Here is a 19,991-nt window from a genome sequence, read left to right on the forward strand (position 1 = left end):
TTGTGAACGGGTTGTCGCTCTCCCGCAGATCAGCTGGTTGGCTGTTTTCGCACCGCATCCGCGTGGTTACGCTCGCTGAGCCGTTGTGGCGCGCGGGAAGGAGCTGGGGGGTGTCCCAACCCGGGGAACTGCGCGTGCTGGGCCCGGTCGAAGCCGTGGGCCCGGCCGGGCTCGCGACGCTGCACGGAACGCGGCAGCGGGTCGTGCTCGGGGTGCTGGCGCTGCACGCGGGCACGGTGCTGCCGATCCCGCGGCTCGTCGACGTGCTGTGGGGCGAGGACCCGCCGCGCACGGCCGTCAAGACCCTGCACAGCCACGTCGCGCGCCTGCGCCGGGCCTTGGACGTCTGCGGCTTCCCGGCCGTGCTGGTCACCCGCGAGCCGGGCTACCTGCTGACCGTCCCGCCGGTGACGGTCGACGCGCACCGGTTCGAGCAGCAGGTGCGCGCGGCCGCGGCGGACCTCGCGTCGGGCGCCGTCGAGCGGGCGGCCACGACCCTGCGCGCCGCGGTGACGCTCTGGCGCGGGGACGCCTTCGCCGACGCGGCGCTGTCCGGCTGGGGCCTGCGCGAGGTGGACCGCCTGCACGAGCTGCGGCTCTCGGCGGTGGAGGACCTCTGGGACGCCGAACTGCGCCTCGGCAACCACGAGGAAGCCGTCCGCGAGCTGCCGCGCCTGCTCGCCGCGTTCCCGACGCGGGAGCGGCTGACCGGCTTGCACATGCTGGCGCTGTACCGCTGCGGCCGGCACACCGACGCGCTCGACACCTTCCAGCGGCTGCGGCGGCGGCTCGCCGACGAGTTCGGCGTCGACCCCGGTCCCGAGCTGCTCACCCTGCACACCGCCATCCTCCGCCGGGACCACGAGCTGGCCCCGCGGCCCGCCGAAGCCGGACCGTCCCAGCTTCCCGCGGGCGTCGGCCACTTCACCGGACGCGACGACGAGCTCGCGTCGCTGGACGCGGCACTCGAGCAGAGCGAACGGCCGGTCGTCGTGATCTCGGGCGCCGCGGGCATGGGGAAGACGGCGCTGGCGCTGCACTGGGCGCACCGGATCGCGCCGGCGTTCCCGGCCGGGCAGCTGTTCCTCGACCTGCGCGGCCAGGACCCGGCCGAGGCGATGCCGGGGGCCCGGGCGCTCGCGCACCTGTTGCGCGGCCTGGACGTGCCGGAGGAGAACATCCCCGGCGACCCGGCCGAGCGCGCCGCGCTGTACCGCTCGCTGCTGCACGGGCGCCGGTGCCTGGTCGTGGTGGACAACGCCCGCGGGCTCGACGACGTCCTCCCGCTGATCCCCGGCACCGGCCCGGCCCTGCTCGTCGTCACCAGCCGGCAGACCCTCGCCGCGCTGAGCACCCGCCACGCCGTGCACCCGGTCGCCCTGGACGCCTTCGCGCACGCGGAGTCGCTCGCCTTGCTGAACCGCGTGCTCGGCGCGGAACGGGTGCAGCGCGAGCCGGGGCCGGCCGCCCGGGTGGCGCGGCTGTGCGGTGGGATGCCGCTGGCGTTGCGCATCGCCGCCGCCCGGCTGGTGGGCGCGCCGAAGCGGCCGCTGGCCGAGCTCGCCGCCGAGCTGGCCGGCGCCGGGCGCCTCGACACCCTTGCGGTGGAAGGGGATTCACGCACGGTCCGGGCCGTGCTCGCCACCGCCTACCTCCCGCTCGGCGACGCGCAGGCCCGGTTGTTCCGCCGGGTCGCGCTGAGCCCGGGGGCCACGTTCACCACCGCGCTCGGCGCGGCGCTGTGCGGGATGACGTCCGACGCCGGGGAGCGGGCGGCCGCCGGGCTCGCGGCCGCGCACCTCGTCACGGCCGCGGGGGAGGACCGGTTCCGCTTCCACGACCTGATCCGCGAGTTCGCCCGGCAGTGCGCGCGGGCCGGCGAACCCGCGGCCGCCCGCGCGGCGACCGGCGACCGGCTCGTCGACTGGTACCTGCTGGCCGCGGCCGCGGCGAACCGGGCGCTCGACCCGAACCGCGACCTCGTGACGCCGGTGCCGCGCTACGCCGCGCCCGCGGTCGACGTCGGGGCCGACCGGCACGCCGCGCTGGCCTTCCTCACCGCCGAGCGCGACAACCTGCTGCCCGTGGTGCGGTTCGCCCGCGAACACGGCCGCCCGGAAGCCGCCTGGCAGCTCACCTACCTGCTGACCAGCTTCTACGACACCGCCGGTCACTGGCACACCCGCGTCGAGCTGTGCCGCCAGGGTGCGGCCGCCGCGACCGAACTCGGCGACCCGCTGGCCGAAGCCGAGATGCTGCGGGCGCTGGGCGTTGCGTACTTCATGACCCGGCGGCTGCAGGAGGCGCTCGACACCAACGCGGCCGCGTTGCGGACGGCCCAGGCCGCCGGGGACGTCCAAGGCGAGGGGCACATCCACAACAACACCGCCAACGCCTACGCCGAACTGCGCCGCTTCGAGGAGGCCATCGCGTCGCACCGGCTGGCGGTGGCGCGCAACGCGGAGGCGGGCAACGACCTCGGCCACGCGCTGTCGCAGCGCAACCTCGGCCACACCTACGTCCGGATGGGCCGCGCGCAGGAGAGCCTCGACCCGCTGACCGAAGCGCTGGCGACGTTCCGGGAACTCGGCAACGCCCGCCTGGAGGCCGCCACCCTCGACACGCTGGGCGAGGCGCACCTGCAGCGCGGCGACCACCGGACGGCGCTCGCGCACCTCGGCGAGGCCATCGCGGTCAGCCGGGCGATCGGCGACCGCTGGCTCGAATGGGAGTCGCTGCTCGACGCCGGCCGGGCCCACCTCGGGCAGGGCGACCACGCCGTCGCGCTGGCGCACTTCGGGCAGGCGCTGGACCTCAGCCGCGACGTCGGCGACCGGCACGGGGAGGCGTCGGCGCTCGAACACCTCGCCCGCGCCCGGCTCGGCGCGGGCGACCTGGCCGCCGCACGGGAGCACCTGGAACGCGGGCTGGCGCTGCGGGCCACGGTGCCCGACGGCTACGAACAGGCGCACCTGCACCGCGACCTCGGCGAGCTGGAGGCCCGGCTCGGCCGCCCGGCCGACGCGGCCCGGCAGTGGGCCACGGCCGCCGCGTTGTACACCCAGGCCAACGCGACGGCCGAGGCCCGCGAGGTGGCTAACCGCCGGGCTTGATCGTCACCTCCGTGCGCGCGTTGCCGAGCGTGCCCGCCGAGGGCGAGAACAGTTCGAGCACGAACTTGGCTTCGCCTTGGGGTGTCAGGAGTTTGACCACGGCGTCGCCGCCGCTCGCCCCGGCCGGGATGGTGAGGAGCGCGTCCTTGACCGGCACGTAGGCCGGTTCGCCGGCACCGACCGGCAGGGTCCGGTAGTGCACGGTCACCGGCGCCTTCGCGGGGGTGCCGAGGTGCACGCCGACCGCGCAGACCTTCCAGCAGATCTTCCCGCCGTCGGTCGAGACCACCACGGGCGGCCCGTCGGCCCCGTCGTCGTCGAGGACCCCGCCCGCGGCCAGGTCGTCGGCGAGGTTCAGCCCGACCGGGTCGTACAGGCGCAGCAGGAAGGGTTCGTTGGGCTCCGGGACGGCGTCCTTGAGCACGTCGACCGAGACGGTCCGCGGGCTCGCTTCGCCGTTCCAGCTCAGCTGCCCGTGCACCGGGACGTAGTCGGCCGGGCCGGTCGCGCCGGGGGAGCCGTCCTCGGTCTTGTAGGAGACGGTCCCGGTCGGCGCGCAGCCGGTGACCGAGACGGTGAAGGTGAAGGTGGTGTAGGCGGAGTCACCGGGGGCCGGGGTGCCCTCGTAGAGCGTCCGATCGGCGACCGACACGGAGGCGGAGGAGCACCCTTGGGCCGGTGCGGCCGCCGCCGCCACCGCCACGGGCGCGGGTGCCGAGCCGAGCAGGAGCACGACCGCCGCGAGCACCGCTGATCCCATGCGAGCCACCCCTCGAGTCCGGGCACGCGGGAGCAGCGCGCCGCCGGGTATTGGCGTACCGCACCCCGGTTGTGACCGGGTTGTGAGGGCCGGCCGTTGTGTCGTGAGGGGCACTCTCGGGGACCTGGAGTCCCTGAGGGTGCCCCTCACGACATGAGCGGGGGTGTCAGGCCGGGTGGTAGGTGGTGACCGTGCCGCCGTGGCTGAACGTCCGGGTCTCGGCCGGGGTGAACGGCCGCGGCCGGAACGGGCCGCTGAACGCCGGGAGGCCGTGGCCCGCGACGACCGGGTAGCGCTTGAACACCAGCTCGTCGAGCTCCGGCAGCAGCTCGCCCGCGAGCCGGGCGCCGCCGCAGAGCCAGATGTCCGCGCCGGGCTCCTCCTTGAGCCGGCGGACGGTGGCCACGGGGTCGGTGATCAGCTCGACCGCGGGATCGGCGATCTCCCCGAGCGTCGTCGACGCCACGTATTGCCGCAGGTGGGTGTAGGGGCTGGTGACGCCGGCGTCGAGCCCGGGCTGGTAGGCGCCGCGGCCCATCAGCACGGTGTCGAACCGCTTGTTCGGCGCGCCGTCGAGGCCGATGTGCGGCCGGATGTGGCTCGGCATCGTCTCCGGGAACTCCGCCCGGAGGTACTCGACCATGTCCGGCGCCTCCGGGTAGAAGTCGAACTCGCCACCCGGTCCGGCGATGAACCCGTCGATCGAGACGGCGATGTAGTAGACGAGCTTGCGCACGCGACCCCCGGAATAACTCGAGTTGTAGTACTTTGCCTGTAGTGGTTTCACGATAGCACTACAGACGGAGTGGTCTCAAGCGATGGCGCGACGCAATCCGGAACGACGGGCGGCCCTGCTCGACGCGGCGATCGAAGTCCTGGCGGCGGACGGCGCGCGCGGACTGACGTTCCGCGCGGTGGACCAGCGGGCCGCGGTGCCCACCGGCACCGCCTCCAACTACTTCGCTGGCCGCGAGGAGATCCTCACCGGCGCGGGTGAGCGCGTCTACGAACGCCTGGTCCCGGACGCGGCGACGCTGGCCGCCCCGTTCGACGGCCCGCGCGACCGCGCCCGCCTCGCCGAGCTGATGCACGACCTGGTCGAGCGCGTGGCGGCGTTCCCGACGGGGTTCCTGGCGCTGCTGGAGCTGCGTCTGGAAGCGGCCCGCCGGCCGGAGCTGCGGGAGGTGCTGACGAAGCGGATCCGCGCGGACCTCGACTTCAACGTGGAAAACCACCTGAAGACGGGCCTGCCGGGCGACGCGACGACGGTCAAGCTGCTGTGGCTGGCCCTGAACTGGCTGATCATCGAGCGCCTGACCCTGCCGGACCTGCTGGCCCCGGAAGAGCGCGTCGCCCTGGTCGACGCCCTGGTCGAGCGCCTCGCCCCCTGACCCCGCCCCCAAGTCCGTGAAGGCCTCCTTGAGGGACTCAGAGTCCCTCAAGGAGGCCTTCACGGACTTGATGTCGCGGGACGCCCCGGGACTCAGGGGGCCGGGTGCTGGAGGCGCAGGACTTCTGCTCGGGCGTGGGCGACCCGGTCGGTCTCCCGGCCGCCCGCGTGGGCGATCTCCCGGGCGAGGTCGCTCGCGGCCGCCATCCGGTGTCTCGCCGCGCGGCGGCTGTGGACGTGCTTGCGGTAGGCCTTGCGCTGCTTCCGGAGCCCGCTGACCGCGTCGAGCAGGGCCGGGTCGAGCACGCCCGCCTCGGCTTCCGGGCCGAGCAGTTCGCGGGTCCACGTCCGCTCGCGGCGGGCGGCGTGGCGCAGGACGGAGAACAGGACCGTGAGCTCGACGGCCGCGATCACGAACGGCAGCACGGCGACCAGGGGACCGTTGCCGCCCAGGCCGTTCATGTCGTCCCAGGCGAAGTGGAACACCATCGCCACCAGCATGGTCAGCACGCCGCGGACGACGTCGCGCTCACCCGGCACCCGGCCCAGGACCCACATCAGCCCGGCGCAGAAGATCGCGCTGAACAGCGCGTGCGACACGATGCCGGACGCGCCGCGGACGAGGAACACCTGCAGCGACGCGCCGATCTGGTCGGTGCCGAAGCTCTGGGCGGCGCCGTTGTAGACGTAGAGGAGGTCCTCGAAGACCTGGAAGCCCAGGCCGATGAAGGCGCCGATGATGGCCCCGTCGTAGACGCTGCGGACGAGCCGGGGCGCGAGCCCGATCAGCAGGACGAGGCCGAGGGCCTTCGCGAACTCCTCGTCGATCGGTGCGGTGAGCCCGGCGGCCCAGTCGGCGGCGAGGGCCGTGCCGCCGAGCTTCGTCCACAGCTCCAGCAGGGCCGTGTTGGCCGGGAGCGCGATCCAGAACGTCGCGGCGATCCCGCCCCAGGCGAACGCCGTCGTCAGCAGCCGGCCCGGCTGCGCCGTGTAGCGGTTCTGGTGGCGCAGCAGCACCAGCCAGGGCACGAGGTAGAGCCCGAACAGCAGGATCCCGCCGGTCAGGGCCGGGGTGTAAAAGCCGCCGTCGCCGCCGAAGAAGCGGAACATCCCGAGCGCGCCGCCGCCGACGCCGACGAGGTACACCCAGAACGCCAGGTTGTGCGGCTGGAAGAAGCGGAACGGCAGGCCCCAGCCGGACTGCTCGATGGCGGCGAGCTGGGCCGTCTTGGTCTCGGACGTCGTGGTCACCGGCCCGCTCCCGGGGTGATGCTGCGCAGGACGCCGCCGATCTCGTCGCGGTACCGCTCGAACTGGCCCGGCGCGGTGCGCACCCGGAACAGCAGCGCGGGCGCGGTGTCCGCCGCCTGGCCACGGCCGGCCACCTTGAAGGCGACGTCGAGCCCGTCACCGCTCGGCGACGTCGTGCTCTGCGCGACACCGGTGAGCCCGGCGGTGGTCGTCACCGTGCCCCGCGCGCTGTCGATCGCGGGGGCGTCGTCGCCTTCCGAAAGCCGCACCTGGTCGAGGAAGGCCGCCGCGGTGCCGTCGTAGGGCGCGCCGCGCAGTTCGATCGTCGCGCCGCCCGTGGCCAGGACGACCTGCAGGGTCGCCGGGTTCGCGACGGCGGTGCCGGTCAGCGTGCCGTTCTGCAGCTGCCAGCCCACCGGCGGGACGGCGGTCGCGCCGTCGCCGAGGTCGAGCAGCTCACCGGCGCGGATCTCGTTGTGCCAGGGGATCGCGGCGTTGAGCGCCGGCAGCCCGTACGCGAGCACCAGGGCGATGGCGAGCGCGATCAGGGCCGGGGTGAAGGTCCGGCGGTCGAGCCCGAGGAGCCGGTGCTCGACCGGGACCCAGCCCGGCGGTGGTTCCGGCGCGGTGACGGTCAACGAGCACCTCTCCCATGGTCGGATTGCGGTCATCAGAACACGAACCGGCCCACCGCGGCGATCACCGCGGTGGACCGGGTGAGGGGTGCACCCGTGCGGGTGAATCCGGGTCAGAGCTGCCCGGCGCGCTCGTACAACGCCCGCACCGGATCGGTGAACGCGGCGCTCGTGAGGTCCTGGGTGACGCCGTCCTCGGTCATCGTTCCCCGGCTGGTGACGCCGAAGACGGTGCCCCTGCCGGTGGCGGCGTCGAAGTTCCGCAGCCACGGGCCGCCGCTGGAACCGCCGGACAGGTCGCAGTCCGTCTTCCAGTCCGACAGCACCGAGTTGACCTCGAGGGTGGCCGGCCGCGCGCAGGACAGCAGCGCCTCGCCGCCGGCCAGCCGCGAGACCGGGTAGCCGAGGATCGTGGTGTCCACAGGGGACGGTGGCTGCGCGAACGAGACGTCCTGGGTGCCCGCGACGTCGGCGGCGTGCCGGCCGCCGACCGGATCCAGGGCGAGCACGGCGTCGTCGTCCGTGCCGCTCATCGGGCCCGAATAGGTGGCGGACCAGGCGAAGGCCCGGACCGGGAACACGCCGTACGGCGCCTTCCCGCGGTCGTAGCCGGGGACGAACACGACGTTGACGATCTTGATCGGGTTGTCGAAGCGGTCCAGGCCGCCGTTGACGCAGTGCCCGGCCGTGAGCGCGACGTCCTTGCTGGAGCTCGGGACCACGGTCGCGGTGCAGGACTCGTCGACGCCGGGTTCGGCGGTGAAGAACAACCGCCCGACCCCCGCCGGCACCGGGCCGTCCCACAGCCGGCCGAGCTTTTCGGCCGGGGGCAGCCAGTCCTCGCCGACCCACTGGCGCATCCGCTCCGGTGTCCAGTGGGCCAGCGCCGCGGCCCGGTCCGCCGCGCTCACCCGCGTCACCACCTGGTCGCCTTCGGCCGCCGTGGCCGGGGCGGCCAGGACCGCCGCCGCGGTGCCGGCCACCGCCAGCAGGGTGACGGCTCGGGAAAGGCGCGGCGCGGGTTCGTGGTCATACCCGGTGGACGCCCGCCCGCCGGTGGGGTTGTTCGCCGAGCGGGTGATCTTGAAACCGGGCTCAGGGCGCGACGGAAGCGTTCCGGTAGCTCAGGATCCCTTCGACACCGAGCAGGAACGTCTCGCAGATCGGCGCCGGGTCGGTGAGGCAGCCCGCGGCCATCGCGCCGTCGCGGAGCATGACGAAGTGCCGGGCGGCCGGCTCCGGCGGCGTCTCCCCGGTCTGCGCCAGCAGCTCGGTGACGGTGTCCAGGAACCACTGCCGGTGGGCGAGGACGGCCTGGTGGACCGGGTGGGCGGGATCGGGGTACTCCGCCGCGGCGTTGAGGAACGCGCAGCCGCGGAACCCGGGGGAGCGGATGCCGTCGGCGATCGACCGGGCGACCGCCCGGACGACGTCGGCCGCGGCGCCGCCACCGGCCCGGGCGGCCTCGGCCTGGGCGCGGATCGCCTGGTCGGCGGCGCTCAGGTAGGCGACGAGCAGGTCGTCCTTGCTCGCGAAGTGCCGGTAGAGCGTGGCGCGGGTGACCGACGCTTCGGCGATGATCCGGTCGACGCCGACGGAGTGGAGCCCCTCCGTGTAGAACAGCCGGGTCGCGGTGCTGAGCAGCCGCGCTCGTGCTTCGGACACCTGAGATCCACCTCCTGGTTCGTGACCTCCACGGTAGCAGATAGAACGGTCGGTCTTGACAGGCTCGGCCGTCCGCTGTCATAGTCGTCGGCAGCAAGACCGATCGTTCTATCTACCTCGCAGTGTCCGAAGGGGAAAACATGACCACCACCGTTCCCGCCGCCGACGTCGCCTCGTCGTTGCGGCGGCTGTACTTCGTCCGGTTCGGCTTCGCCGTCGTCTGGGCCGCACTGGTGTTCGCGACCGGGTCGGACCTCGGGCCGGCCGGTGTCGCGCTGCTGGTGCTGTACCCGGTGTTCGACGTGGTCGCCGCCGTCGTCGACGTCCGCGCTTCGAAGGCGGCCCAGTCGGTTTCGGTGCTGTACGTGAACATCGCGATCAGCCTGCTCGCCGCCGTCGGCCTGGCCGTGGTCGGCTCGGGCGGGATCGCCGGCGTCCTGCGGGTGTGGGGGAGCTGGGCCGTCGTGGCCGGCGCCGTCCAGCTCGTGGTCGGGGTCCGCCGCCGAGCACTGGGTGGTCAGTGGCCGATGATCCTCAGCGGTGGCATTTCCGTGCTGGCCGGGGCGTCGTTCGTCCTGCAGTCCACAAAGGACGGAGCCTCGCTGGCGAACCTGGCCGGGTACGCGACGCTCGGCGGGATCTTCTTCCTCGTCTCCGCGCTGCGCCTGGGCCGTGCTCGGCGACGTGCCGAACTTGTCTAACTAAATTTAGTCAGTTAATATAGTGGTATGCGCACCGACACTTTCCCCGCTCCGGCCACCGTCAGCGAGCAGGCACAGGACTGGCTCGCCCTCGACCAGGGCGAACTGACCTACCCGGCCCTGGACGACACCGCCGGCTGGCTCGCGCTGGCCGAGGAGGCGAACCGGTCCACGGCCCGGCGCTTCCCGGTCGCCGAGCTGCCGGTCACCGTCGAGGACCTCGACGTCGACGGCGTCACCGTGTACGCCGCGAGGCCCGACGGCGTCGGGAACGCGGCGGACGAGCCCGTCTTCCTCTGGATGCACCCCGGCGGTCTCGTGGTCGGCGGCGGGGACGCGTGCCGGCTGACGACGGCGCGGACCGCGTCGGGCACGGGGCTGCTCGTGTGGGGCGTGGACTACCGGCTGCCGCCGCGGCACCCGTACCCGGCCGGGCTCGACGACGCGCTCGCGGTGTACCGGCACCTGCTGCGGGACCACGATCCGTCGCGGGTGTTCGTCGGCGGCGACTCCGCCGGCGGGAACATCGCCGCCGCCCTTCTGTTGCGCGCCAAGGACGCCGGGCTGCCGATGCCCGCCGCCCTGGTGCTCAACACCCCGCAGGTCGACCTCACCGAGTCGGGTGACACCTTCCGGACCCTGGCCGGCGTGGACAACGTCCTGCGCAGCCTGCGGGTGCCGAACGCGCTCTACGCCGCCGGGGCCGACCTGCGGGAGCCGTACCTCTCGCCGGTGCTGGGCGACCTGACCGGCTTCCCGCCCACCTTCCTCCGGAGCGGCACCCGCGACCTGTTCCTCTCGAACACCGTCCGGATGCACCGCCGGCTGCGCGACGCCGGGGTGGCGGCCGAGCTGCACGTGTTCGAAGCCATGCCGCACGCCGGGTTCGGCGGCGACAGCCCGGAGGACCGGGAAGCCGTCGCCGAACAGCGGCGCTTCCTCGGCCGGCACGGCGCGACCGCGCCGGAGATGGAGGACGCGTGAAAGCCGCGCGGTTCAGCCGGTTCGGCCCGCCGGACGTGCTCGAAATCGTCGACCTGCCCGACCCTCAGCCGGCCGCCGGGCAGATCCGGATCGCGGTGCGCGCGGCCGGCGTCAACACCGGCGACTGGCTCAAGCGGCAGGGCCTGATGGACCGGGAACTGCCGCAGACGCTGGGCTACGAGGCGGCCGGGATCGTCGACGAACTCGGCGAGGGCGTCACCGGGGTGGCCGTCGGGGACCGGGTGTTCGGGCTGTCCGAGGGCGGTGCGGCGCAGGCCGGGCGGACCGTGCTGTCCTGGTACGCGCCGATCCCGCCGTCGCTGGACTTCGCGTCGGCGGCCGCGTTGCCGGTCGCCGGGGAGACGTCGGCGCGGGCGCTCGACCAGCTCGGCGTCGAGGCCGGCGCCACACTGCTGGTCAACGGCGCCTCGGGCAGCGTCGGCACCGCCGCGGTCCAGCTCGCCGTGGCCCGCGGCGCCCGCGTGATCGGCACCGGAAGCGCGGCCACGCACGACTTCCTGCGGTCGCTCGGGGCGGAACCCGTCGCGTACGGCGAAGGCATGCCGGAACGCGTGCGCGCGCTGGCGGCCGACGGCGTGGACCTCGCGCTCGACGTCGCCGGCAACGGCGTCCTGCCCGAGCTCGTCGAGCTCGCGGGCGGCCCGGAGCACGTCGTCACGGTCGCGGACCTCGCCGGCGCGCAACAGCACGGGGTGCGGTTCAGCCGAGGCGACGCCGGACGCGCGTACTACTCGCTGGCGGAGATCGGGCGGCTGGTCGAGGCCGGGCGGTTCGTCGTCCGGGTCGGCGAAACCTTTCCGCTGGCCGGGATCGCCGAGGCGCACCGGGCCGGCGAGTCCGGCCGCGTACGCGGAAAGCTCGTACTGCTGATGGGTTAGCGCGCCGGACAGAAGCGGACAGGATCTTCGCCGGCCCTCTCCCCGGCCGGGATTCCGTGGTGCAATGGGCTTTCGGTCCGGCGCGGCCCGGGGCCGGGGAAGGTGCACGGCATGAGCCACGCACGCAAGACCGCTCTCGCACTCCTCGCGCTGGTGACCGCGTGCGGCGTCGTCGCCGGTGTCGCGCCGGCGACCGCGGATCCGGTCGCCACGCCGACGCTCGAGTTCGCGAACCCGGACAGTCAGGCCCTGTTCGGCGGCGCGTACACAGCCGCGCTGGACAACCTGCTGCGCACCAACACGATCGGCTACGACGCCAAGTACGACAAGAGCGGCCTGCTGGACCCGGCCGTCGGCCTCGTCCGCGCGGGTGGCGGGTACGACCAGCCGTGGACCCGGGACGCGTCGGTGAACAGCTGGAACGCGACGAGCCTGCTGGCCCCGGCGCTGGCGGAGAACACCCTCTGGGCGGTCGTCGACAAGGACGCGGGCGGCGCGCTGCGCGTGCAGCAGGACGACCAGCAGTGGGACCAGGTCGTCTGGGTGACCGCCGCCTGGCACCACTACCTGGTCACGGGGGACCGGCGGTTCCTCGGCGACGCCTACCGCACCGCCGGCGACACGCTGGCCATCCGGGAACACGCCACCAGCGCCGGGTTCAACGCCACGTACGGGCTGTTCACCGGCCCGTCGTTCTTCAACGACGGCATCGCCGGTTATCCCGCGCCGCCCGCCGACGCGACCGAGTCGGTCAGCACCGGCAGCTCGCCGTGGCCGGGCGTCGCGAGCGGGATGTACCTGAGCACCAACGAGGTCTACTACGCCGCCTACGTCAACGCCGCGAACATGGCCGGGCAGCTCGGAAGTCCGTCGGAGGCCGCCGGCTACCGGGCCAAGGCCGCCGCACTGAAGGCGTCCATCAACAACCACTTCTGGAACGGCGCGACCGGCCTCTACGACTACCAGCTGCTCGCCGACGGGACGCGAGGCGCCTACCAGGAGGGCACCGGGCTGGCGTTCGCGATCCTCTTCGGTGTCGCCGATCCGGCCCAGGCCCGGTCGATCCTCGCCCACGCCCGCGAGATGACCTGGGGCATGCCCGACACCTACCCGCACTGGGACCGTTACTCCGCCGCCCAGCCCGGCCGGCACAACGCGATCGTCTGGCCCCTGGTCCAGGGCCTGTGGGCGAAAGCGCTTGCGGCGCAGGGAGATCAGCGCGGATTTGCCGCGGAAACGGCGCGGCTGGCGAAACTGGCCACGGGCAACAGCGGGTTCTGGGAGATCTACAACGGGGACACCGGGGTCGTCGACGGCGGCTGGCAGCGCCTCGGCGACACGGTGAAGTTCCACTGGGGGTCCGAGCCCGACCAGACCTGGTCGGCCACCGCGTTTCTCGACATGGTCCACACCGGACTGTTCGGCCTGACCTTCGCCGACAGCGGCCTGACGTTCACCCCGGACCTGCCGGCGGGCTGGGGTGACGTCACCCTGCGGAACCTGCGCTACCGCGACGCGGACCTGACGATCGCGCTGCACGGGGCGGGCACCCGGATCGGCTCGTTCACGCTCGACGGCCGGCCCGTCGCCGGCAACGCCGTCCCGGCGACGTCGAGCGGCGCGCACCGGGTCGAGATCACCCTCACCGGCGCGACCGCCGGTGACCGGGACGGCGACCACGTGGCGGACGCGGCCGACCGCTGCGCCGACACGGCCGGGACCGTTTCCGGTTGTCCCGCCCCGGGCCACCTCGAAGCCGAGGACGCGCACAACACCGGCGGGGTCAAGACGAACGTCAACCACACCGGGTACGCCGGCCGCGCGTTCCTCGACGGGCTGTGGGCCCAGGGCGCCGCGTCGTCGTTCACGCTGCACCGGACGTCGGCCGCCGCCGCGACCGGCGCGGTCACCGTGCGGTACGCGAACGCCAACGGCGACGCGCGCACGATGACGCTGTCGGTGGACGGGAAAGCCGTGCGGCAGGTGAGTTTCCCGGTCGTGTCCGGCAGCTGGGACGACTGGGGCACGGTGACGTTCGCCGGCCTGCCCGTCACCGGCCGGGACCCGGTCGTGACGCTGTCCTACGCGCCCGGTGACACCGGCTCGATCAACCTCGACTGGCTGGAGTACCGCGGCTGACTACCCGTGGTAGCCCAGGTTCAGCACGAGGTCCGCCACCGCGAGGGCCAGGAACACCACTCCGCCGACGAGCTGACGGGAGCCCACGCGCAGGTGGGCGATGAGCGCGCCGACGAAGTACAGCACCAGCCCGCCGGCGGCGAGGAGGCCCAGCAGCGGCACGGCGAGCCCGGCCAGCACGCCCGCGGCCCCGGCCGCCAGGGCCGCGCCGAGCCACGGCAGCCACGACCGCGGGACGCCCTTCATGTCCGCCTGGGCTTTCGGGTAGTCGTGGCCGATCAGGTAGAACACGGCGGCGCTGCCGGTGAGGACCGCGGCGACGAGCGTGACGATGAGATAGGCGGCGGACATGGCCTCCCTTTCCGGTGGGGTGTCCGCCGGGGGACGAGGCAGGCCCGCGGGATGTGACAGGCCGGGGCCCGGGCCCGACTCGCCACCGGGTGCGGCAGCCGGCCCGGGAGCGGGTCAGCCGGTGACGAGCGGCCAGAAGACGTCGTCGACGATCGAGCGGATGCGCTCGGGGGAGACCGGCTTCAGCGTCATCAGGATGTCGTGGCGCATGAGCTGGAACGGCAGGTCGAGGACGTCTTGCGGGATGCGCGAGAGGTCGATCTCGCCGCGGTCGTGGGCCCGGCGGTACACCGGGTCGGACCGCTTCGGGCCGTCGCCGAGCACGGTGAGCCGGACCTCCTCCGGTGTGAGGCCGGCGCTGTCGTGCAGGCCCGCGAACGTCGCGCCGACGAGCGTCGCGAGCTCCGTCCGGCCGGCGTTGATGTTCCGCATCAGCTCGAACAGGTCGTCGCGCAGGCTGCCGGTGTCCGGGATCTCGACCGGGTGGGTGTCGCCGAAGTGCCGGATGGCGGCGAGCACCAGGGCGTTCTTGTCCGGCCAGCGGCGGTAGAGCACCGCGATCCCGGTCTTCGCGCGGTCCGCGACGGACTCCATCGTCAGCTTCGCGAAGCCGGCTTCCGCCAGCTCCGCCCAGGCCGCGTCGAGGAGCGCGTGCTCCAGCTCGGTCCCTCGGCGGCGGCGTTTGACCGTATCGGACGTCGGCATGCGTCCAGGATAAGAGAGACTTGCATTCCTTCGCCAGTCCCCCTACCCTCGCCAATAAGGAAATAATCCCTCTCTTATTGGGGTAGTGATGACAGCGGACACACCGGCGCGCGACGGCGTCGACCCGAAGGTGCTGAAGACGGCGTTGATCCTGGTGGTGGGGGCGCTGGCGGTCGTGTTCGACACGACGATCGTCAGCGTCGCGCTGCACCGGCTGGCGACCAGCCTCGACGTGCCGGTCTCGACGATCCAGTGGGTGACGACCGGCTACATGCTCGCCCTCGGTGCAGCGGTCCCGCTCAGCACCTGGGCCCTGACCCGCTTCGGCGGCAAGCGCGTCTGGATGTTCGCCCTCACGGTCTTCCTCGCCGGCTCGGTCGGGTCGAGCCTCGCGTGGGACGCGGGATCGCTCATCGGCTGGCGGGTCCTGCAGGGGCTCGGCGGCGGGCTGATGCTGCCGGTGATGACGACGCTGATCATGCAGGCGGCGGGCGGCCACGCGCTGGGCCGCACGATGACCTGGGTCGCGTTGCCGGGCCTGCTCGGGCCGATCCTCGGCCCGCTCGTCGGTGGCGCGATCATCACGGACTTCAGCTGGCGCTTCATGTTCTGGGTCAACGTGCCGTTCTGCGTCGCCGGTTTGATCCTCGCCGGCCGCTACCTCGCGAAGGACACCCCGGACGCCGCCGCCGCGCGGCCCCGGCTCGACGTGTGGGGGCTCGTGCTGCTCGTCCCGGGCATCGTCGCCGTGCTCCTCGGCCTCTCCGACGCCGGCGCGGCCGGCTTCGGCCGGCCCGGCGTCCTCGCGCCGCTCGCGATCGGCGTCGCCTTCCTCATCGCCTTCACGGTCCACGCCCTGCGCCGCCGCGACCCGCTCGTGGACGTCCGGCTGCTCGCCGCGCGCTCGGTCGGGTCGTCGACCGCGGTGCTGTTCCTGTCGGGCTTCTCGCTGTTCGGGGCCATGCTGCTGCTCCCGCTGTACTACCAGGAGGTCCGCGGCGTGACCGCGCTGACCGCCGGGCTGATGCTCGTGCCGCAAGGGATCGGCGCACTGCTCAGCCGCCAGATCGCCGGCCCGCTCACCGACCGGATCGGGGCGCAGTCGATCGCGATCGTCGGGTTCGTCGTCGTCGCGGCCGCGACCGTGCCGTTCGCGTTCGTCGACGCGACGAGCGACGGCTGGCTGCTCGCGCTGTGGCTGCTGATCCGCGGCGTCGGGCTCGGCGCCGTCACCATGCCGGTCATGACGGCCTCCTACGTCGGGCTCGCCCGCGCCGAGATCGGGCACGCGAGCGTCCTGACCCGGATCGCGCAGCAGGTCGGCGGGTCGTTCGGCACGGCGGTGCTCGCCGTCGTCCTCGAGCAGGCCGTCGCCGGCGACGGGCCGGGCGCGGTCGTGGCGGGCTTCCACGTCGCGTTCTGGTGGGCGACGGGATTCTCGCTCCTCGCGACCGCGTTGTGCGTGTGGCTGCCCGGAATCAAGCAAGTCCGAGCCGCTGCCGCCGCAGCGTCGGCGGCCCCGCCTCAGCCGGTCAAGTCGGGGAAGTCCTCCGTGTAGCCGAGGAACAGGTACGGCCGCTCCGGGAGCAGGGCGGCGAGCGGTGCCCAGGCGCCGGACGCGCCGTAGAGGTGCTGCAAGTCGGCGACGACCGCGCGGACCTCGTCCTCGGACGGGGCGCCCGCGCGGTCGAACCCGAGCAGCGACGCGCCGATCCCCACGTGACGGTAGCCGTGCCCGGCCAGCCGCCGGATGACCGCGTGGTTCTGGAAGACGTTCCAGTCGGCGGTGAAGTAGCCGTTCGGGATCCCGGCGATCGCGAGGTCGTCGCGCGGCACCGGCACCCGCTGGACGAGCACGACGTCGTCGAGGAAGGCGTCCGGGTCCCGGTTCACCTCGACCAGGGCCGCGACGTCGGCTTCCCCGCCGAGGCGCTCGCCGGGCAGGTCCTCCCACGCGACCCGCGACCCGGGATCGTCCAGGGCGGCGGCGATGTGGGCGGCGCGGGCGTCGGCGTCGTCGCTGTCCGGCCGGAGCCGGTCGTCTTCGCTCGCGTGCCCGCTCGTGTACGCGCACTGGTTGACGTCGTCGAGGGTGCAGAGGAGCCGGGCCGGAGCGTGCTCGGCACGCAGCGCGCCGAGCACGTCGAGCAGTCCGGTGAAACCGGCGACCTCGTCGAGCCGTGCGACGGTGTTCGTGTCCAGCCGGCCGCGTCCGGCCTCTTCGGACGGTCCGTAACGGGTCGCTCGCATGCCCGGCATCCTGCCACCCGCGGCTGACGACCTTTCACCCCGTGATCACCTCTGCTCCCGTGTGAAGCGGCCCCGGGCACGGCGGCCGACGCCGTAGGCGGGTGTGCCAAAATGCGGGCTCGGTCCGGGGAGGGTGGGCATGGTGGAGGTCATCGGCGCCGGGTTCGGCCGCACCGGCACGATGTCGGTGCGCGGCGCGCTGGAGGCGCTGGGTTTCGGGCCGTGTCACCACATGGCGGACATCCTCGGCGACCCGGTCGCCGCCGTCCGGTGGACGGCGGCCCTGCGCGGCGACCGCGAGGCATTGCGCGCCGCCGTCGCCGGATACCGGGCCACCGCGGACTTCCCGGGGTGCCTGCTCTGGCGTGAACTGCGGGAGCTGTTCCCGGACGCCAAGATCCTGCTCAGCGTCCGCGATCCCGAGCGCTGGTACCGCAGCGCCGCGGAGACCATCTTCGACCCGCTGATGGACCAGGTCTTCGCGAAGCTGGGTCCCGAGACCGTCGAGCTGATGGCGGCGCTGGCCGAGCGCGGTTTCCGCCACACCGGCCGGGAGGCCGCGATCGCGTGGTTCACCCGGCACAACGCGGAGGTCCGGGCCACGGTCCCGGCGGAGAAGCTGCTGGTGTACCGGGTGAGCGAGGGCTGGGCACCGCTGTGCGCGTTCCTCGGCGCCGAGGTGCCGCCCGAGCCGTTCCCGCGGATCAACGACGCGGACGACTTCACGGCCGCCGCCGACAACTTCCTCGGCGGCGCCTGACACGAGCCGCCTCGCCAGAGCTGCCCGACAGTGCAGCGACCAGACGGGGGTGTCCGGCTTCTGCGGAGCCGAGGTGTTCCAGCCGGTCTCTGTGCGGAGGCTTTTCCCGACCGTGGCCGGGACTGTCAGCCGGTCGCCGTCTGCTGGTGCTCGTCGCGACCGTCCTCATCGGACTTCCGGTCGCCGCCGCGACGGCGGGTGATCAGGGGCTGCAGGGCCAGCAACAGCAGGACGTAGTACCCGAACCCCGGCCGGATGCAGGCGACGACCACCGCGAGGGCGAAGATGCCGGTGCTCACCACGAAGCTCCGGGTCCACTGGGCGGACACGGGTTCGGCGTCGCCGTGGACTGCGGGGTCGCGGCGGACGATGAACAGCAGCGCCGTGTGGCACAGGCTGCCGGCGAGCAGGGTGCCGAGGTAGAACAGCACCGTGAAGCGCTGTGACTGGTAGGCGCCGATGAGCTGGGTCGGGAACGGCAGCACCGCGATGGTGAGCAGCCAGCAGAAGTTGACCACCACGAGCGGGCCGTTGAAGGCGCGCACGTGCTCGAAGATGCGGTGGTGGGTGAACCAGAACCGGCCGATCACCGCGAAGCTGAGCAGGAAGCTGAAGATCTTCGGCCAGTTCCCGGTCACGGCCTCCGTCGCGGGCTGGCCGGCCGCGATCAGCTCCGGCACGAGTTCGGTGAGCGGCAGCACCAGCAGCGTCAAGGCGATGGCGACGACGGCGTCGCTGAAGAAGACCAGCCTCTCGGGCGACCTCTGCCGTTCCATGGAGAGCTCCTGTCGGTGATCTTCCGCGGCCGGTGCCTCTTGCGATTTCGAAAGCCGTGAAGGGCACCTTCAGGGACTCTATGTCCCTGAAGGTGCCCTTCACGGCTTATCGCCTGGCGCTACCGGCGGCCGGCCGGCTGTCCTCGCGGTCGAGGGAAGCCGGGGTGCCGCACTGTTCGTGGCCGCCGGTGAGGTCGTCGCGGACCAGGACCAGGAGGCGGGTCAGCTGCGCGCGCTGGGCCGGGGTGAGCGCCCGGAAGACGTCGTCCTCGACCTCCTGCTGGGCGGCGCCGGCCTTCTGCAGGCGTTCGCGGCCGAGGGCGGTGAGCAGGACGACGTGGCGGCGGCGGTCGTGGGGGTCGCGTTCGCGGGAGACGAGGCCGTCCGCTTCGAGGGGGTTGAGCTGCGTGACCAGGATGCTGGCGGCGGTGTCGACCGCGGTCGCCAGGTCGCTCTGGCCGAGCGGGCCGCGGTCGTGGAGCAGGCCGAGGATCTGGAACTGGCGCGGGCTCAGGCCGTTCGCGGTGTGCGCGTCCCGCAGGCGGCGCATGGTCTCGTTGCCGAGCAGGGCGAACATCAGGCCGGGACTGTCGCGGTGGCCGGCGGGCGGGACGGTGGTCACGTACGCACTGTAGCGGACTATATCGTGTAGCCTTCTAAACGATATAGTCCGATCAATCACTTTCGGAGGACAGCCATGCTCGAAATCCGCGACGACCTGGGTCTTGCGGGTGCGCGTGCCGTCGTCACCGGCGGTACCCGGGGGATCGGTGCCGCCGTGGTCACCCGCCTGGTCGCGGCCGGCGCGCGCGTGGTCGCCATCGCCCGCACCCCGGCCGAAGTGCCCGACGGCGTGCACCTGGTGACCGCCGACCTGACCGTGCCGGCCGAGATCGAGGCCGCCGCCGAAGCGGCGCTCGGCCACCTCGGCGGCATCGACGTGCTGGTGGCCAACGCCGGCCGCAACCGGCACGTGCCCGGCGGCGTGCTCGCGGCGACCGACGAGGACTGGCAGGCGAACCTCGACGCGAACCTGCTGTCGGTCGTGCGCCTGGACCGGATCCTGGTGCCCTCCATGACCGCGCAGGGCAGCGGCGCCGTCGTGCACGTCTCGTCCGGCGCCGCCCGCTACCCGCAACCGTCCGGCATCCCTTACGCGGCCGCGAAAGCCGCGCTCAACGCCTACAGCAAGGGCCTCGCCACCGCCTGCGGCCCGCACGGCGTCCGGGTCACCGCGGTCCTGCCCGGCGTCGTCGAGACCAGCGCGCTCGACGACACCCTGCGGCGGCTGGCCGAAGACTCCGGCCGGACCGAGGACGAGGTCCGCGCGCAGTTCCACGCGTCGCTGTCCGTGCCGCTCGGCCGGCCGGGCCGGGCGGACGAGGCCGCCGACCTCATTGCGTTCCTGGCCTCACCGCGCGCGTCTTACGTGACGGGCACGGCCATCACGCTGGACGGCGGCCTGCTCCCGACACTGTGACCGCGAGGCCGGCTCGGATTCTCGGTACGGCGCGGGGTGACGCGCACGCCTTCCGCGGCGACCTTCAGTCCGATCCCGGACGACGCACCGCACACGATCGCCGACTCGCCCGACAGTCCCGGACCCATGACC

General features: G+C 73.3%; 20 protein-coding genes. 9 read left to right on the plus strand and 11 right to left on the minus strand.

Annotated features, from left to right (window positions below; all coding sequences use genetic code 11):
- The first annotated feature begins 110 nt into the window (after nucleotides 1–110).
- Nucleotides 111–3,113, plus strand: a complete 3,003-nt coding sequence (locus OG494_RS07900; protein ID WP_442874391.1) for a BTAD domain-containing putative transcriptional regulator — start codon at nucleotides 111–113, stop codon at nucleotides 3,111–3,113.
- Here the strand turns inward: OG494_RS07900 and OG494_RS07905 are convergent.
- Together OG494_RS07905 and OG494_RS07910 are read right to left on the minus strand one after the other, a co-directional pair.
- Nucleotides 3,097–3,873: a Calx-beta domain-containing protein gene (locus OG494_RS07905; RefSeq protein WP_328453427.1), complete on the minus strand. Its 777-nt coding sequence runs from the start codon at nucleotides 3,871–3,873 to the stop codon at nucleotides 3,097–3,099. The genes OG494_RS07900 and OG494_RS07905 overlap by 17 nt on opposite strands.
- Before the next feature lie 166 nt (nucleotides 3,874–4,039).
- A complete protein-coding gene (locus tag OG494_RS07910; protein ID WP_328453429.1) occupies nucleotides 4,040–4,609 on the minus strand; it encodes a dihydrofolate reductase family protein in 570 nt (189 codons plus the stop codon).
- 82 nt (nucleotides 4,610–4,691) lie between these two features.
- On the opposite strand from OG494_RS07910, the gene OG494_RS07915 reads away from it, so the two are divergent.
- Complete coding sequence (locus OG494_RS07915; protein ID WP_328453431.1) at nucleotides 4,692–5,264, plus strand: TetR/AcrR family transcriptional regulator; 573 nt, start codon at nucleotides 4,692–4,694, stop codon at nucleotides 5,262–5,264.
- A gap of 92 nt (nucleotides 5,265–5,356) precedes the next feature.
- Here the strand turns inward: OG494_RS07915 and OG494_RS07920 are convergent, their stop codons facing one another.
- The 4 genes from OG494_RS07920 to OG494_RS07935 all read right to left on the minus strand — a co-directional run bounded on the left by OG494_RS07920 (nucleotide 5,357) and on the right by OG494_RS07935 (nucleotide 8,814).
- Complete coding sequence (locus OG494_RS07920; protein ID WP_328453433.1) at nucleotides 5,357–6,514, minus strand: PrsW family intramembrane metalloprotease; 1,158 nt, start codon at nucleotides 6,512–6,514, stop codon at nucleotides 5,357–5,359.
- Nucleotides 6,511–7,152 carry a hypothetical protein gene (locus OG494_RS07925; RefSeq protein ID WP_328453434.1) on the minus strand — a complete coding sequence of 214 codons (642 nt, stop codon included), beginning with the start codon at nucleotides 7,150–7,152 and terminating at the stop codon, nucleotides 6,511–6,513. Before OG494_RS07925 ends, OG494_RS07920 begins: the two co-directional genes overlap by 4 nt.
- Nucleotides 7,153–7,262: 110 nt before the next feature.
- Entirely contained in the window at nucleotides 7,263–8,132 is an 870-nt protein-coding gene (locus OG494_RS07930) for a trypsin-like serine peptidase (RefSeq protein WP_328453436.1), read from the minus strand.
- A gap of 112 nt (nucleotides 8,133–8,244) precedes the next feature.
- Nucleotides 8,245–8,814 carry a TetR/AcrR family transcriptional regulator gene (locus OG494_RS07935; protein WP_328453438.1) on the minus strand — a complete coding sequence of 190 codons (570 nt, stop codon included), beginning with the start codon at nucleotides 8,812–8,814 and terminating at the stop codon, nucleotides 8,245–8,247.
- Between the two features lie 140 nt (nucleotides 8,815–8,954).
- On the opposite strand from OG494_RS07935, the gene OG494_RS07940 reads away from it, so the two are divergent.
- From OG494_RS07940 to OG494_RS07955, 4 genes are all read left to right on the plus strand, one after another.
- On the plus strand, nucleotides 8,955–9,515 hold the full coding sequence (locus OG494_RS07940; protein ID WP_328453440.1) for a hypothetical protein: 561 nt from the start codon (nucleotides 8,955–8,957) through the stop codon (nucleotides 9,513–9,515).
- A gap of 27 nt (nucleotides 9,516–9,542) precedes the next feature.
- Entirely contained in the window at nucleotides 9,543–10,499 is a 957-nt protein-coding gene (locus OG494_RS07945) for an alpha/beta hydrolase (protein WP_328453442.1), read from the plus strand.
- Nucleotides 10,496–11,398, plus strand: a complete 903-nt coding sequence (locus tag OG494_RS07950) for an NADP-dependent oxidoreductase (protein WP_328453444.1) — start codon at nucleotides 10,496–10,498, stop codon at nucleotides 11,396–11,398. Before OG494_RS07945 ends, OG494_RS07950 begins: the two co-directional genes overlap by 4 nt.
- Nucleotides 11,399–11,509: 111 nt before the next feature.
- Nucleotides 11,510–13,537, plus strand: a complete 2,028-nt coding sequence (locus tag OG494_RS07955) for an MGH1-like glycoside hydrolase domain-containing protein (RefSeq protein ID WP_328453446.1) — start codon at nucleotides 11,510–11,512, stop codon at nucleotides 13,535–13,537.
- Here the strand turns inward: OG494_RS07955 and OG494_RS07960 are convergent, their stop codons facing one another.
- Entirely contained in the window at nucleotides 13,538–13,888 is a 351-nt protein-coding gene (locus OG494_RS07960; protein WP_328453448.1) for a DoxX family protein, read from the minus strand.
- A gap of 114 nt (nucleotides 13,889–14,002) precedes the next feature.
- A complete protein-coding gene (locus tag OG494_RS07965; protein WP_328453450.1) occupies nucleotides 14,003–14,593 on the minus strand; it encodes a TetR/AcrR family transcriptional regulator in 591 nt (196 codons plus the stop codon).
- Between the two features lie 88 nt (nucleotides 14,594–14,681).
- On the opposite strand from OG494_RS07965, the gene OG494_RS07970 reads away from it, so the two are divergent.
- Nucleotides 14,682–16,151 (plus strand): MDR family MFS transporter, encoded by a 1,470-nt coding sequence (locus OG494_RS07970; RefSeq protein ID WP_328453452.1) that lies wholly within the window; start codon nucleotides 14,682–14,684, stop codon nucleotides 16,149–16,151.
- Here the strand turns inward: OG494_RS07970 and OG494_RS07975 are convergent.
- Entirely contained in the window at nucleotides 16,118–16,843 is a 726-nt protein-coding gene (locus tag OG494_RS07975) for a hypothetical protein (protein ID WP_328453454.1), read from the minus strand. The two genes, OG494_RS07970 and OG494_RS07975, sit on opposite strands and share 34 nt — an antisense overlap.
- 139 nt (nucleotides 16,844–16,982) lie before the next feature.
- On the opposite strand from OG494_RS07975, the gene OG494_RS07980 reads away from it, so the two are divergent.
- A complete protein-coding gene (locus OG494_RS07980; RefSeq protein ID WP_328453456.1) occupies nucleotides 16,983–17,603 on the plus strand; it encodes a sulfotransferase family protein in 621 nt (206 codons plus the stop codon).
- A 125-nt stretch (nucleotides 17,604–17,728) separates the two neighbouring features.
- Here the strand turns inward: OG494_RS07980 and OG494_RS07985 are convergent, their stop codons facing one another.
- Together OG494_RS07985 and OG494_RS07990 are read right to left on the minus strand one after the other, a co-directional pair.
- On the minus strand, nucleotides 17,729–18,379 hold the full coding sequence (locus tag OG494_RS07985; protein WP_328453458.1) for a TMEM175 family protein: 651 nt from the start codon (nucleotides 18,377–18,379) through the stop codon (nucleotides 17,729–17,731).
- A 106-nt stretch (nucleotides 18,380–18,485) separates the two neighbouring features.
- Nucleotides 18,486–19,001: a MarR family winged helix-turn-helix transcriptional regulator gene (locus tag OG494_RS07990; RefSeq protein WP_328453460.1), complete on the minus strand. Its 516-nt coding sequence runs from the start codon at nucleotides 18,999–19,001 to the stop codon at nucleotides 18,486–18,488.
- 75 nt (nucleotides 19,002–19,076) lie between these two features.
- Between OG494_RS07990 and OG494_RS07995 the strand changes: the two genes are divergently transcribed.
- Complete coding sequence (locus OG494_RS07995) at nucleotides 19,077–19,859, plus strand: oxidoreductase (RefSeq protein WP_328453461.1); 783 nt, start codon at nucleotides 19,077–19,079, stop codon at nucleotides 19,857–19,859.
- Nucleotides 19,860–19,991 lie beyond the last annotated feature (132 nt).

It is taken from the genome of Amycolatopsis sp. NBC_00438 (assembly GCF_036026695.1).
GTDB lineage: Bacteria > Actinomycetota > Actinomycetes > Mycobacteriales > Pseudonocardiaceae > Amycolatopsis.

Bases quoted from the DNA above. Each gene is read 5' to 3' on its own strand.
- OG494_RS07955 (WP_328453446.1), top strand. From the start codon at position 11,510: ATGAGCCACGCACGCAAGACCGCTCTCGCACTCCTCGCGCTGGTGACC.
- OG494_RS07985 (WP_328453458.1), bottom strand. From the start codon at position 18,379: ATGGAACGGCAGAGGTCGCCCGAGAGGCTGGTCTTCTTCAGCGACGCC.
- OG494_RS07970 (WP_328453452.1), top strand. From the start codon at position 14,682: ATGACAGCGGACACACCGGCGCGCGACGGCGTCGACCCGAAGGTGCTG.
- OG494_RS07980 (WP_328453456.1), top strand. From the start codon at position 16,983: ATGGTGGAGGTCATCGGCGCCGGGTTCGGCCGCACCGGCACGATGTCG.
- OG494_RS07905 (WP_328453427.1), bottom strand. From the start codon at position 3,873: ATGGGATCAGCGGTGCTCGCGGCGGTCGTGCTCCTGCTCGGCTCGGCA.
- OG494_RS07945 (WP_328453442.1), top strand. From the start codon at position 9,543: ATGCGCACCGACACTTTCCCCGCTCCGGCCACCGTCAGCGAGCAGGCA.
- OG494_RS07975 (WP_328453454.1), bottom strand. From the start codon at position 16,843: ATGCGAGCGACCCGTTACGGACCGTCCGAAGAGGCCGGACGCGGCCGG.
- OG494_RS07995 (WP_328453461.1), top strand. From the start codon at position 19,077: ATGCTCGAAATCCGCGACGACCTGGGTCTTGCGGGTGCGCGTGCCGTC.
- OG494_RS07965 (WP_328453450.1), bottom strand. From the start codon at position 14,593: ATGCCGACGTCCGATACGGTCAAACGCCGCCGCCGAGGGACCGAGCTG.
- OG494_RS07960 (WP_328453448.1), bottom strand. From the start codon at position 13,888: ATGTCCGCCGCCTATCTCATCGTCACGCTCGTCGCCGCGGTCCTCACC.
- OG494_RS07915 (WP_328453431.1), top strand. From the start codon at position 4,692: ATGGCGCGACGCAATCCGGAACGACGGGCGGCCCTGCTCGACGCGGCG.
- OG494_RS07940 (WP_328453440.1), top strand. From the start codon at position 8,955: ATGACCACCACCGTTCCCGCCGCCGACGTCGCCTCGTCGTTGCGGCGG.